The sequence below is a fragment of the Muricoprocola aceti genome (assembly GCF_025567005.1).
Classification (GTDB): Bacteria; Bacillota; Clostridia; order Lachnospirales; family Lachnospiraceae; genus Marvinbryantia; species Marvinbryantia aceti.
Window position 1 is genome coordinate 149,485 of sequence record NZ_JAOQKE010000001.1, and the last position, 12,347, is coordinate 161,831.

General features: G+C 41.8%; 13 protein-coding genes. 8 read left to right on the plus strand and 5 right to left on the minus strand.

Annotation, left to right across the window (positions count from 1 at the left end; genetic code table 11):
- Positions 1 to 30 precede the first annotated feature (30 nt).
- A complete protein-coding gene (locus OCV47_RS00780; protein WP_117449307.1) occupies positions 31 to 885 on the minus strand; it encodes an AraC family transcriptional regulator in 855 nt (284 codons plus the stop codon).
- Positions 886 to 1,083: 198 nt separating this feature from the next.
- Here OCV47_RS00780 and OCV47_RS00785 point away from each other — a divergent pair, with 198 nt between their 5' ends.
- From OCV47_RS00785 to OCV47_RS00820, 8 genes are all read left to right on the plus strand, one after another.
- Positions 1,084 to 2,421, plus strand: coding sequence for a TrkH family potassium uptake protein (locus OCV47_RS00785; protein WP_262653076.1), 1,338 nt, complete (start codon positions 1,084 to 1,086; stop codon positions 2,419 to 2,421).
- An 18-nt stretch (positions 2,422 to 2,439) separates the two neighbouring features.
- A complete protein-coding gene (locus OCV47_RS00790; protein WP_262653079.1) occupies positions 2,440 to 3,087 on the plus strand; it encodes a potassium channel family protein in 648 nt (215 codons plus the stop codon).
- 198 nt (positions 3,088 to 3,285) lie between these two features.
- Positions 3,286 to 5,286, plus strand: a complete 2,001-nt coding sequence (locus OCV47_RS00795; protein ID WP_262653081.1) for an ATP-binding protein — start codon at positions 3,286 to 3,288, stop codon at positions 5,284 to 5,286.
- Positions 5,279 to 5,983 carry a response regulator gene (locus OCV47_RS00800; RefSeq protein ID WP_262653082.1) on the plus strand — a complete coding sequence of 235 codons (705 nt, stop codon included), beginning with the start codon at positions 5,279 to 5,281 and terminating at the stop codon, positions 5,981 to 5,983. Before OCV47_RS00795 ends, OCV47_RS00800 begins: the two co-directional genes overlap by 8 nt.
- Before the next feature lie 204 nt (positions 5,984 to 6,187).
- The gene (locus OCV47_RS00805; RefSeq protein WP_262653084.1) at positions 6,188 to 6,700 is read left to right on the plus strand and encodes an RNA polymerase sigma factor; all 513 of its coding nucleotides are present in this window, start codon (positions 6,188 to 6,190) and stop codon (positions 6,698 to 6,700) included.
- Positions 6,700 to 7,872, plus strand: coding sequence for a DUF4179 domain-containing protein (locus tag OCV47_RS00810; protein ID WP_262653086.1), 1,173 nt, complete (start codon positions 6,700 to 6,702; stop codon positions 7,870 to 7,872). Before OCV47_RS00805 ends, OCV47_RS00810 begins: the two co-directional genes overlap by 1 nt.
- 264 nt (positions 7,873 to 8,136) lie before the next feature.
- Complete coding sequence (locus OCV47_RS00815; protein WP_262653088.1) at positions 8,137 to 8,451, plus strand: hypothetical protein; 315 nt, start codon at positions 8,137 to 8,139, stop codon at positions 8,449 to 8,451.
- A 127-nt stretch (positions 8,452 to 8,578) separates the two neighbouring features.
- Entirely contained in the window at positions 8,579 to 9,637 is a 1,059-nt protein-coding gene (locus OCV47_RS00820; protein WP_256296320.1) for a tyrosine-type recombinase/integrase, read from the plus strand.
- 77 nt (positions 9,638 to 9,714) lie between these two features.
- Here OCV47_RS00820 and dtd read toward each other — a convergent pair whose 3' ends face one another.
- From dtd to lspA, 4 genes are all read right to left on the minus strand, one after another.
- Positions 9,715 to 10,152: a D-aminoacyl-tRNA deacylase gene (gene dtd, locus OCV47_RS00825; protein ID WP_256296322.1), complete on the minus strand. Its 438-nt coding sequence runs from the start codon at positions 10,150 to 10,152 to the stop codon at positions 9,715 to 9,717.
- 21 nt (positions 10,153 to 10,173) lie between these two features.
- Positions 10,174 to 10,824 (minus strand): cytidylate kinase-like family protein, encoded by a 651-nt coding sequence (locus tag OCV47_RS00830; protein WP_117448789.1) that lies wholly within the window; start codon positions 10,822 to 10,824, stop codon positions 10,174 to 10,176.
- 101 nt (positions 10,825 to 10,925) lie between these two features.
- The gene (locus tag OCV47_RS00835; protein WP_117448788.1) at positions 10,926 to 11,855 is read right to left on the minus strand and encodes an RluA family pseudouridine synthase; all 930 of its coding nucleotides are present in this window, start codon (positions 11,853 to 11,855) and stop codon (positions 10,926 to 10,928) included.
- The gene (gene lspA, locus OCV47_RS00840; RefSeq protein ID WP_262653089.1) at positions 11,834 to 12,334 is read right to left on the minus strand and encodes a signal peptidase II; all 501 of its coding nucleotides are present in this window, start codon (positions 12,332 to 12,334) and stop codon (positions 11,834 to 11,836) included. The genes OCV47_RS00835 and lspA overlap by 22 nt, the downstream gene beginning before the upstream one ends.
- Positions 12,335 to 12,347 lie beyond the last annotated feature (13 nt).

Below are 12,347 nucleotides of genomic sequence, written 5' to 3' on the forward strand. Positions count from 1 at the left end.
GGAACAGCCTTTTGAAAGCGGTTTTTTGTATCAGCTCAGATCACGTTTCCGGAACTGGGAAGGAGAACAGCCAAACTGCTTCCGGAACAGACGGCTAAAGTACAGTGGATCATCGTATCCCACCAGATCTGCGATCTCAGAAATATTATTATCGGTAGTTTCCAACATCACCCTGGCATTCATCATCCGTACTGACTGGATGAACTGTGCCGGGGTGGTTCCGGTATAAGCCTTAAAGTTCTTTATAAATCCACCGGTATTGACATTGTGCTCCGCTGCGTAAGCCTCTACACTGATCGGCTCACTGTAGTGCTGGCGGAAGTATTCTACCGCCTCATCCATATCTCGGAAAATCTGCATGCTCTTTTTATGTGGCTTTACAAAGGACATGCGGTGAATACGGATCAGAAGCTCCATAAAATAGTGAACCAGCATTTCTTCATAATCTTCTTTGGTAAGCTGTAATTCCTGTATCACAGACAGGAACAGATTCTTATATTCCATGGAAGTGCCAGTATAAAATACATGAGTGTCCGGGTGAATTCCATAGCGGTTTAAAATATTTTCCACATCGTTTCCCGTAAAATGAATCCAGCAGACCTCTGTCTGATCCACCGCATGATAATAATACAACTGAGGCTCTTTGGGACGATAGATCACCATGTTCCCAGACTCTACAATACGTTCTTTTCCATTTATCATAAAATAGGCTTTTCCTGCTGCCACATAGAGAATCTGATAATCCAGACGGCCGTTTGGCCGGTTCGTTGGCCGTTTGTCCAGGGTATATAGACGGCAGATTCCACAGCTCTCAATAAAAAGCGGGTGCGTCTGATCATGAAAATCCGTTTTCGACTGATTCCAGTAAGCGGAGTTGGTATACATATTGTTAAGATCTCCTTATAAAATTCTATCTTTCAAAATCATATCATTTCAGGAAAAAAATGTAAATGTAGAGGCCAAAGTTCTCTTGTAAATAGTCTTTATGTAATCTTAATACCATATCTGAAATTCTTACACTATTTTAGAATGTGTCTTTATATAATGAACTGCGAAAAGATTTGAAAGGAGTATAAGAGTGTTATGCCAGAGAATATGCACAGGAAAAAACATCTGACTACTTTTCAGGTAATCATTCTTGGGTTTGCAGGTGTGATTTTGCTTGGAGCATTCATACTGATGCTCCCTATTTCATCCGCAAAAGGAGCAGTCACTTCTTTCCACGATGCTCTCTTCACCGCAACATCAGCGGTGTGTGTGACTGGATTGGCAGTCCGTGATACCGGTAGTTACTGGTCTGTTTTTGGACAGGCTGTGATCCTTATTCTGATTCAGGTCGGAGGGCTTGGAGTCGTCACAGTTGCTTCTGCAGTAACGATACTGTCAGGGAAAAAGATTTCACTTATGCAGCGCAGCACCATGCAGGATGCAATTTCAGCGCCTCAGGTAGGTGGAATTGTCCGACTGACCAGATTTATTTTAAAAGGGACATTTTTGATTGAACTATGTGGAATATTGCTGTTATTACCTGTATTTTTCCGTGACTACGGGGGAAAAGGAATCTGGATGTCTGTTTTTCATTCGATCTCCGCATTGTGTAATGCTGGATTCGATATTTTAGGTACAGCAGAAAATACTTATCCTTCCCTTACCGGATATACCGGAAATATCATCGTCAATGTAGTGATTATGTTATTGATCATCATTGGAGGAATTGGATTTCTTACCTGGGAAGATATCTGTACGAACAGGGGGAAACTGAAACGTTATCGGATGCAGAGCAAAGTTATTCTTGGCACCACCTTGGTCCTGATTATCCTGCCGGCTCTGTTTTTCTTCTTTTCTGATTTTCAGGAAATGCCTGCCGGCAAACGTTTTCTCGCTTCTCTTTTCCAGGCGGTTACACCAAGAACTGCCGGATTTAATACAGAAAATCTTTCCAATATGACAGAGGTATCAAAAGCAGTCATGATTTTGCTGATGCTCGTTGGAGGCTCTCCTGGTTCCACTGCCGGAGGCATGAAAACAACCACATTTACGATCCTCATATTGAATACAGTTGCTACTTTTCGCAGCAGGGAAGAAGTGAGTGCTTTTGGCCGCAGAATAGACTGTAATGTGATAAAAAATGCGGCAACGATCGCTATGATGTATCTGGGACTGTTTTTAGGTGGTGGGTTTCTCATCAGTGTTCAGAATGGAATACCGCTTCTCGACAGTCTTTTTGAAGCGGCTTCTGCTGTGGGAACAGTAGGACTGACGCTTGGAGTGACACCAGGACTGCATCTTGCTTCCAGGTATGTGCTGATTGTGTTGATGTATCTGGGACGGGTCGGCGGACTGACACTGATCTATGCGGTATTTTCAAAAAAGAAAACAGGAAATGCAAAATTACCATTAGAGAAAATAACAGTTGGATAAAATGGAGATGAGACAGACATGAAAAATATATTACTAATTGGACTGGGACGCTTTGGAAAACACATTGCCCTGCAGATGAATCAGCTGGGACATGAGGTGATGGCAGTAGATGTCAATGAGGAACGAGTAAATAAAGTCCTGCCTTTTGTCACCAATGCACAGATTGGAGATAGTACCGATGCGGAATTTTTAAAGTCTCTTGGAATCGGAAACTATGATATTTGCTTCGTGGCCATTGGAGGAGATTTTCAGAGTTCTCTGGAAACAACCTCCCTGTTAAAAGAGCTTGGAGCGAAACTGGTTATTTCCCGTGCAGAACGGGATGTACAGGAAAAGTTTCTTTTGCGTAATGGTGCAGACAAAGTTGTCTACCCGGAAAAACAAGTGGCAAAATGGGCTTCCATCCGTTATACAGATGATCATATCCTGGACTATATGGAAGTCGATGCGTCCCATGCTATATTTGAAGTAGAGGTACCGGAAACATGGGTGGGAAAAACCATTGGTGAACTGGATATTCGCAAAAGACACAATATTAATATTCTTGCAGCAAAAAAGGACGGGGAAATCAGTATCACCATATCGGCAGATACGCTTCTTACAGAGAATGTCACCCTGCTGGTTCTGGGAGAATACAAAGAAATTCGAAAATGTTTTCATATCTAATGAGAAGGGGTGAAAAAGCGTGCTGGATATTTTAGTTATAGTCGGTATGATTCTATTTGGTGGTTTTGGATTCTGGCTGGTGAGGAAATGGGACATCATTCAAAATAAATATAAAAACGAAAAAAATAAACTGGATTTGTGATAAAATTTCTGTAGAATAGTATTCATAACAAGATTTGAAAAATAAGGTGGCTAAAAATGAATTCTCATATACCTGACGAAAAAAAGCAAGAGACAGACGAGCATATTCTCGTTTGTCTGTCGGGATCTCCATCCAATGAAAAAATTATAGCTACTGCAGCAAAGATGGCCTATACCTTCCATTCACGCTTTACAGCGCTTTATGTACAGAATGGAGTCAGACAGGAACACTCTGATCAGGAGAGATTGGAAAAGCATATCCGTTTTGCTGAGAAGATGGGAGCTGAGATTGTTATGACGCACGGAGAAAACGTGCCGGTGCAGATTGCAGAATATGCACAGCTATCCAGTGTAACCACAATTGTGATAGGACAGAGTAATGTCAGACAGAACCATATTTTCAGCAGACAGACACTGACAGAAAAATTGATATCACTGATCCCGGACATTGATATTCATATCATTCCGGATACGTTCGGCACTGTAACTTATCACAAGCCACATTTCCCCCTGTATACGGAAAAGCCATCTGTGAAAGATATACTAGTGACCATATCGATCTTTGTCGTGTGTACGCTGATTGGTCTGGTATTTCAAAAGCATCATTTTACCGATACGAATATTGTGACGACCTATATGCTTGGCGTATTGCTTACCTCCATTTTGACCAATGGATATCTCTGCAGTCTTGCGGGTTCTTTTTTAAGTGTCGTGTTGTTTTGTTTTTTCCTTACAGCGCCAAGGATGTCTTTTCAGACCTATGCAGTAGGATATCCTGTGACCTTTCTGATTATGCTGATCTCTTCGGTACTTACCGGAACACTGGCAGCAAAATTAAAAAATCATGCAAGGCTTTCGGCCCAGCTGGCTTTTCGTACGCAGATCCTGTTTGACACAGACCAGCTGCTGCAAAAAGCGAAAAGCAGTAACGAGATCTTAAGTGTAACCTGTACGCAGCTGGTGCGCCTGCTGAATCGCAGCATTGTGGCCTATGTGTCAGAAAATGAAGTATTATCCGATGGTATGGTATTTCATAGCCAGAATCAGGATGAGGAAGAAGAAAAAACGAAAGCAGAAGAGCAGCTTCTGGTACAGACGGAAGCAGAAGCTGCCAGATGGGTATATGAAAACTGCCAGCGGGCAGGGGCAACTACCAGACATTTCAGTAATGCCAGGTGCCTGTATCTGGCTATTCGTATTGAAGATCACGTATATGGGGTTATTGGAATTCCCGTACAGAACCATCCGCTGGATTCTTTTGAATATAGCGTGTTGCTTTCTGTGATAAATGAATGTGCGCTGGCTATGGAAAATTCCCGGAATGCACTGGAAAAAGAAAAAAATGCTGTATTGGCTAAAAATGAACAACTTCGGGCAGATCTGCTGCGTGCGATATCCCATGACCTGCGAACTCCTCTTTGTTCGATATCCGGGAATGCAGATATGCTTCTGAACAATGGAAACGGACTGGATGATGCCACCAGGCAGCAGATTTATACGGATATTTATGAGGACGCAGAATGGCTGACCGGGGTGGTAGAAAATCTGTTATCCATTACCAGACTGAATGATGGACGTTTGAAATTCAAATTCACAGATCAGCTTCTGGATGAAATCATTGCGGAATCTCTGCGTCATGTCAGTCGTAAACACGAAGCATATCAGATCCTGACTGAGTGCGAAGAATTGCTTCTGGTACGTGTGGATGTGCGGCTTATTATTCAGGTGCTGGTGAATCTGATCGACAATGCCATAAAGTATACACCGCCAGGTTCCGTGATCCGCATTTGTGGGAAAAAGATAAATGGAAAAGCGGAGGTTTGCGTAGAAGATAACGGAGCAGGCATCTCCGAAGAAATGAAACCGCATATATTTGAGATGTTTTACACCGGGAAAAATACGATTGCAGACAGTCAGCGAAGCCTGGGACTTGGACTGGCACTTTGCAAATCGATCATTCAGGCGCATGATGGAAATCTGGTTCTTACGGATCATCATCCACATGGATGCATCTTTACTTTTACATTACAGCTCAGTGAGGTGATATTACATGAATAAAACAACGATACTGGTTGTGGAAGATGACCGCCCTATCCGCAGCCTGATCATTACAACCTTAAAAACCCATGATTACAAGTATCTGGCAGCAGAAAACGGTGCTACCGCATTATTGGAGGTATCCTCCCATAACCCAGACATTGTGCTGCTGGATCTGGGGCTTCCAGATATGGAAGGCGTCGATATCATAAAAAAGATCCGTACCTGGTCCAATATGCCGATCATTGTCATCAGTGCAAGGAGTGAGGATACAGATAAGATCGAAGCACTGGATGCAGGAGCAGACGATTACATCACCAAACCATTTTCTGTAGAAGAACTGCTGGCGCGTATTCGGGTGACACAACGTCGTCTTTCCATCATTCAGGCTGGTGACAGCCAGGAAACATCTCTGTTTCAGAATGGGGATCTGAAAATCGATTATACCGCTGGCTGTACCTATCTAAAAGACACAGAGTTGCATCTGACACCAATTGAATATAAGCTGCTGTGTCTGTTATCGCACAATCTGGGAAAGGTACTAACACATACCTATATCACTCAGCAGATATGGGGAAGGACATCCGAAAATGATGTCGCATCCCTGAGAGTCTTTATGGCAACGCTGCGAAAAAAGCTGCAGCCGGATAAAAATGGAGTACAGTATATACAGACCCATATCGGTATCGGGTATCGTATGCTGCGGATCGAAAGCTGAGACGCATTATTCCAGTTCCCGTAATTGCTCTACAATAAATTCATTGAAGGACTGTTGTTTCATAGAAGTATCTGTCTATGGAGAACAGTCCTTCAAGTTATGTTATAGATTTTTTGGAACCATTTGGCATTTTTCTGCGTCTAATAGATAGAACAGTTAAAAACCTGTTCCTGTACGTACAGATTTTCAGAAGGGAGAAGGAAAATGGAGAAGTTAGTCAATATGGCAAAAAGAGGTGATACAGAAGCTTTTACACAGCTGATGCAGTCTCAGATGCAAAACATGTATAAAACTGCCAGATCCATTTTATCACAGGATGAAGATGTGGCAGATGCTATTTCAGATACCATACTGGCCTGCTGGGAACAATTGGGGAGTTTGAAGCATGATGGATATTTTCGTACCTGGATGACGAGAATTCTGGTTAATAAATGCTATGACCTGATCAGAGCAAATAAAACAGTAGCATGGGAAGACTATATCCCAGATCCGGCGTACCGTGAGCAGGAGTATGAAAATATTGAATGGAAACAGACGTTAGATTCTCTTTCAGAAAAATATAGACTGATTATGATGCTGTATTATGTAGAAGGATTTAAAGTCAGTGAAATCAGCCAGATACTGGATCTTTCAGAAGGCACGGTAAAAAGCAGACTGTCCAGAGGGCGTGACCGCCTGACAGAAGCTTTTGAATTACGGCAAAGGAGGGCAAATTAATGAAGAAAAATGATACGATTTATACATTGCAGCAAAATATTGAAATCCCTGATATTGTAACAGAAAAAGCAAATATGGCATTTGAACAGATCCGAAAGGATGCCGGCAGCAGCGATAAAATCGTAACGTATCAGAAACCAGTAAAAAAATCCCGGAAAAAATATATGGTTGCGGCACTCATTGCCACGCTGACTGTTGGTGCAGTATCTGCCTATGCCGCTTATACAAACTGGAGTCATGGAATGAAAGAGGAACTGCGTATTTCAGAGGAACAGCAAAAGAATCTGGAAGCAAATGGCATGGCAGCATTTTCCGATGCATCCGTCACAGATGCAGGTGTGACAGTAACAGCACAGCAGAGTATTACCGATAATTATTACACCTATCTTTCCTTTAAGGTAGAGGGCTATTCTGTTGAAAAAGGGGTGCAGCCAGACTTTGAAACTATTTCAGTCACCGTAGACGGACAGGATGTCAGCTGGGGCGGCAGATTCTATGATGGAATGATTTCGGGCAATGATGGAATGGTTGTGAATGCATATGGGTCAGCACCGGAAACAGAGGCCGATGGCTCCATGATAGAAAATTACGTGATGGATGATGGCAGTCTGGAGTATCATATGATACTGAAGAGCCATGAAAAAGGATTTTTTACAGGCAAACAGCTGCATGTAGAATTAGAGAATCTTGGAACTGTGGCAAAGGCGCAATATTTCCCTGATATCGAAGGCAACTGGATACTGGATATGACACTTGGCGGTGCTGATACAGCTAAATACATAGAAACCAATGAAAAATTAGGTGATACGGAAACAATTGTCACAGGAGTAGAACTTTCACCGGTTTCCATGCGCATCACATATGATTTTCCAAAAACAGAGCCACGAATGGAAGAATTTGAGGATGAAAACGGTGAAATACAGACTGTCGCCTGGCCTGCACAACCACCATTTGCTTTTGGAATCCGGTTAAAAGATGGTACTGTGATGAAATATATCTCTGCCGGTAGTGAAAGCACGGGATATACAAGTGAAGAAGGTCAGGAATATGTTGTGTCATTCCCACTGGACCGGGTGATTGATCCGGATCAGGTAGAAACAGTACTCTTCAGCGAATACGATGAAGAAAATGGAAAACAGCTCACTTACGAAGTACCATTAAAAGCGAATTAACATTCATAAATCATCTGGAAAACTTACAGCAGTAATGATACAATAGTCGAAATAGGAGAGGAGCAGTTAGGCACATGACTTTTTCAAAGAGAATCAAAAATTTAAATCGTTATCAAAAATGTTTTTTATTGATTATGTTATTGATGTCTCTGGTATTTACGATATTGTATCCCATTACCATCTCCAGAGTAGGTTATGAATATAAGAATTCTATTTTTGTTCCGATACAGGAAAACAATAATATCATATATTCAGGTAAAATTCATGGGACGCAGGCACATTGACGGCAATATCATTGATCCAAATGAACCATCTACGGGCAACATACTGGAGCTGATGAATGATCCTGTGCTGACACATAAAGGAAACTGGACGGCATGGCTTGGTGCTTTGATTATTAGTATATTCAATGCATTTTCGATTCTGTATGCAGACGAAATCTTCCGCTGGAATCTCGCCTTTCAGATTCGAGATACGGATGGAGCAGAACCATCTGACTGGGAAATTGCAGGACGATACGTTAGTTGGATAATATTGATTCTTGTAGCTTTGATCATATATATAATGGGGTTGAATTAATATCCGTGGCTGAAAATGCAGACTTGTCATTTGTCTGAAACGATGATATAATATCCCATATATCTATTCGACAAACCATAGTTTAACGAATAGATGGATAGTAATTCGGAAAGGAACTTTTATATTTATGGATCAGACATCTATGACATACCATGAGCAAACTGACATTGACAATACCTTACGTTTACGGGAAATTCTGAAAACGCTTCCTCCTTTTGCAAAGGATTATTTCCGGGCCATTGAACCGACCACATCTACACGAACCAGGATTTCTTATGCGTATGACATTCGTGTGTTTTTTCAGTTTCTCTTAAATGAGAATCCTGCATTGAAAGGTAAATCGATATCTGATATTCAGGTATCCGTTCTGGATCAGATCAAGGCTCTGGACATCGAGGAATACCTGGAATACTTAAAAGTATACGGTGACCGGGAAAATCTTCACACGAACGGTGAACGTGCCTTAAAACGCAAAATGGTGGCTCTCAGAGGGTTCTACGCTTACTATTATAAGCATGAAATGATTCAGACCAATCCATCCGTATTGGTTGACATGCCAAAGATTCATGATAAGGCTATTATTCGTCTGGATGCGGATGAAACGGCTATGCTGCTGGATTTTATCGAACATGGCGGTGATGAACTGACCGGCCAGAAAAAAGTCTACTGGGAAAAGACAAAAGTTCGTGATCTGGCATTGATCACCCTTTTACTTGGAACTGGAATTCGTGTATCGGAATGCGTGGGACTGGATTTGAATGATGTAGATTTTAAAAATAATGGAATTAAAGTTGTCCGAAAAGGCGGAAATGAAATGATTGTTTATTTTGGTGAGGAAGTAGAAGCTGCTCTGCGGGATTATCTGGCGGTACGGGAAGGCATCACACCAATTACAGGCCATGAAAATGCGCTGTTTCTCTCTACCCAGCGCAAACGAATCGGCATTAAGGCGGTAGAAAATCTGGTAAAAAAATATGCTTCTCAGATTACAGGAACAAAAAAAATTACACCACACAAACTGCGAAGCACCTATGGTACCGCCCTTTATCAGGAAACCGGTGATATCTATCTGGTAGCTGATGTTCTGGGTCATAAGGACGTCAATACCACCAAAAAGCATTATGCTGCCATGGATGACCAGAGACGCCGCAAAGCTGCCTCTGCAGTACGCCTCAGGGAAGATTAGATTCCCCTATATGATTGCAGTAAAAAAGAATTCCTCTGTCAGATCAAAACGAATCTGGCAGAGGAATTCTTTTTTATTTAATTCTCAAGTATCACTGTGAACGGACCATCATTGATCAGACTGACCTTCATATCTGCTCCGAATCTGCCGGTTTCTACACATGGAATTTGTTTCCGGCATTCAGAAATAATGTATTCATATAATGTATTGGCCATATCCGGAGATGCGGCATCCACAAAACTTGGACGATTACCCTTTTTACAATTGGCATATAGCGTAAACTGAGAAACCAGCAACAGGCTACCATCTACGTCTTTGAGAGCCAGATTGGTTTTTCCATTTTCATCTTCAAAGATGCGAAGCTGAATCATCTTTTTGATCAGCTGATCTGCAATCTCTCTGGTGTCATCTTTTCCGATCCCGATCAGAACCAGAAATCCTTTATGTATCTGACCGATGCAGGTCTGATCTACGGTAACAGATGCCTCCTGCACGCGTTGAATCACAAATTTCATAATGGTTGTACTCTCCTGCAATTATTCCGATAAATGGCGTGGAATCTTTCGCTCTTCTTTCTCTTCCACGAATTTTTTAATCAAATCTACGGTACCATCAATGCCAAGAACAGAGCTGTTCACGCAGAGATCATAGCTGCTGATATCGCCCCATTTTTTGCTGGTATAATAGTTGTAATAGCTTGCCCGCTGCTTATCTGTTTTGGTAATCGCATCCCTGGCTTTAGAAGCGCTCCATTCATGACGTTTGGCGATACGATGAATTCTGGTATCCAGATCTCCATAGATAAAAACAGAGATATGATTCGGAAACGCTTCCAGTGCATAGTCTGCACACCGTCCAACCATAACACATGGACCTTCTTTTGCGATATCTTTGATGGCATTGAACTGTGCCAGAAATACTTTATGATTGATCGGCATACCGGATAATGCAGAAGATGCATATCCCATAGAATACGTATCCATAACCAGAGAATAAAGAAAGCTGTTAGTTGGCTTCTCATCATGATTCTCAAAAAGCTCCTGACAGATTCCACTCTCTTTGGCTGCACGGTCTAATAATTCATTATCATAGCATTTGATTCCAAAAGCCTCAGCAAGTTTTTGCCCAATCTCTCTTCCACCGCTTCCATATTGTCTTCCGATTGTGATGATTGATTTACATGCCATAGTAATCTCCTCCTGCTCTTTTGGATAAATTAATTTCGTTACTATTATACAATATAGGCAGTAAATTGTACAGCAAATTGTACAAAGAATCATACACTTCATTACCTGGCTGAAGTGGTGCGTAATTTTTTTAACAGGTTTTCAAAATATTCTGGCAGTGGAGCTGAGAATTCCATGTACTGACCTGTTCGTGGATGAATAAATCCAAGCACCTGAGCATGAAGAGTCTGTCCCTGCAATCCGGGAAACGGACATTTGGCCGGACCATAGACATCATCGCCCACGATCGGATGATGAATACTGCTCATATGAACTCGAATCTGATGAGTACGTCCTGTCTCCAGCTGACATTCAATATAAGTATAGTTACCAAACCGTTCCAATACCTGATAATGGGTAATGGCTTCCTTTCCATTGCGTGGTTCTATGGCCATTTTTTTCCGGTCAACAGGATGTCTGCCAATAGGCGCATTCACTGTACCATGATCTTCTTTTAGATTGCCGTGAACGATGGCTCGATATTTTCTGGTAATAGAATGAACCTTTAACTGCTCTGCGATGGCATTATGTGCCATATCATTTTTGCAGATCAGAAGACTTCCTGTTGTATTTTGATCAATCCGATGGACAATCCCCGGCCGCATGACACCATTGATGCCGGACAGTTCATCACCACAGTGATACATAATCGCATTCACCAGAGTACCGCTGTAATGACCGGCAGCCGGATGTACTACCATTCCCTTTGGCTTATTGACAACTATCAGATCCTGATCTTCATAGAGAATATCCAGGGGAATATTTTCTGGCAGAATATCTGGAATCACCTGATCAGGAATCGTCAGGATAATCTCCTCCGATCCACTGATTTTGTAATTGGATTTGATCACTTTTTCATCGGCAGTTACCTGGCCATCTTTGATTAATTTCTGAATATAAGACCGGGAAAATTCCGGAAACTGATCGGAAAGGAACTTATCTATCCGAATGCCGGAAAAATCACCGGAAGCTATGAGTCGCTTCTGATCCACGTACCTACCTCTTTTCTGTAATATACGAAAAATAGAAAAATAGAAAGGGTGACATAACAGTCAGCTACATTAAAAACAGGAAAATCAATGATCGAAACATAGAGAAAATCGATCACATATCCATGCCAGAATCGGTCAATCGCATTCCCGATGGCTCCGGATGCCAGCATAATCATAAGAAAACGACAGAAATTCCAATGTTTCTCTGTCGGAATGCGACGATAATAATAAAACAGAACCCCCACCAGAATCACTGCAGCAAACAGAAAAAAGTAACGTGCATTTTCCAGGATTCCCCAGGCAGCTCCATGATTTTCCAGATAATACAGTTCCAATATGCCAGGAAGGATGGAAATACTGGAATTGCCTTTCAGAAACTGAACTGCAGCGAACTTGGTCAGCTGATCCAGTAATATCAGGAGAAATAATGTTGCCAATCCGATGAAGTAAAACCGTCTGTTTTTCTTTGAATCCATCATAATAGTTCTTTAG

Excerpts from the sequence above, each read along its gene's own strand:
- OCV47_RS00780 (WP_117449307.1), bottom strand. The coding sequence starts at position 885 with ATGTATACCAACTCCGCTTACTGGAATCAGTCGAAAACGGATTTTCAT.
- OCV47_RS00785 (WP_262653076.1), top strand. The coding sequence starts at position 1,084 with ATGCCAGAGAATATGCACAGGAAAAAACATCTGACTACTTTTCAGGTA.
- OCV47_RS00790 (WP_262653079.1), top strand. The coding sequence starts at position 2,440 with ATGAAAAATATATTACTAATTGGACTGGGACGCTTTGGAAAACACATT.
- OCV47_RS00795 (WP_262653081.1), top strand. The coding sequence starts at position 3,286 with ATGAATTCTCATATACCTGACGAAAAAAAGCAAGAGACAGACGAGCAT.
- OCV47_RS00800 (WP_262653082.1), top strand. The coding sequence starts at position 5,279 with ATGAATAAAACAACGATACTGGTTGTGGAAGATGACCGCCCTATCCGC.
- OCV47_RS00805 (WP_262653084.1), top strand. The coding sequence starts at position 6,188 with ATGGAGAAGTTAGTCAATATGGCAAAAAGAGGTGATACAGAAGCTTTT.
- OCV47_RS00810 (WP_262653086.1), top strand. The coding sequence starts at position 6,700 with ATGAAGAAAAATGATACGATTTATACATTGCAGCAAAATATTGAAATC.
- OCV47_RS00815 (WP_262653088.1), top strand. The coding sequence starts at position 8,137 with ATGGGACGCAGGCACATTGACGGCAATATCATTGATCCAAATGAACCA.
- OCV47_RS00820 (WP_256296320.1), top strand. The coding sequence starts at position 8,579 with ATGGATCAGACATCTATGACATACCATGAGCAAACTGACATTGACAAT.
- dtd (WP_256296322.1), bottom strand. The coding sequence starts at position 10,152 with ATGAAATTTGTGATTCAACGCGTGCAGGAGGCATCTGTTACCGTAGAT.
- OCV47_RS00830 (WP_117448789.1), bottom strand. The coding sequence starts at position 10,824 with ATGGCATGTAAATCAATCATCACAATCGGAAGACAATATGGAAGCGGT.
- lspA (WP_262653089.1), bottom strand. The coding sequence starts at position 12,334 with ATGATGGATTCAAAGAAAAACAGACGGTTTTACTTCATCGGATTGGCA.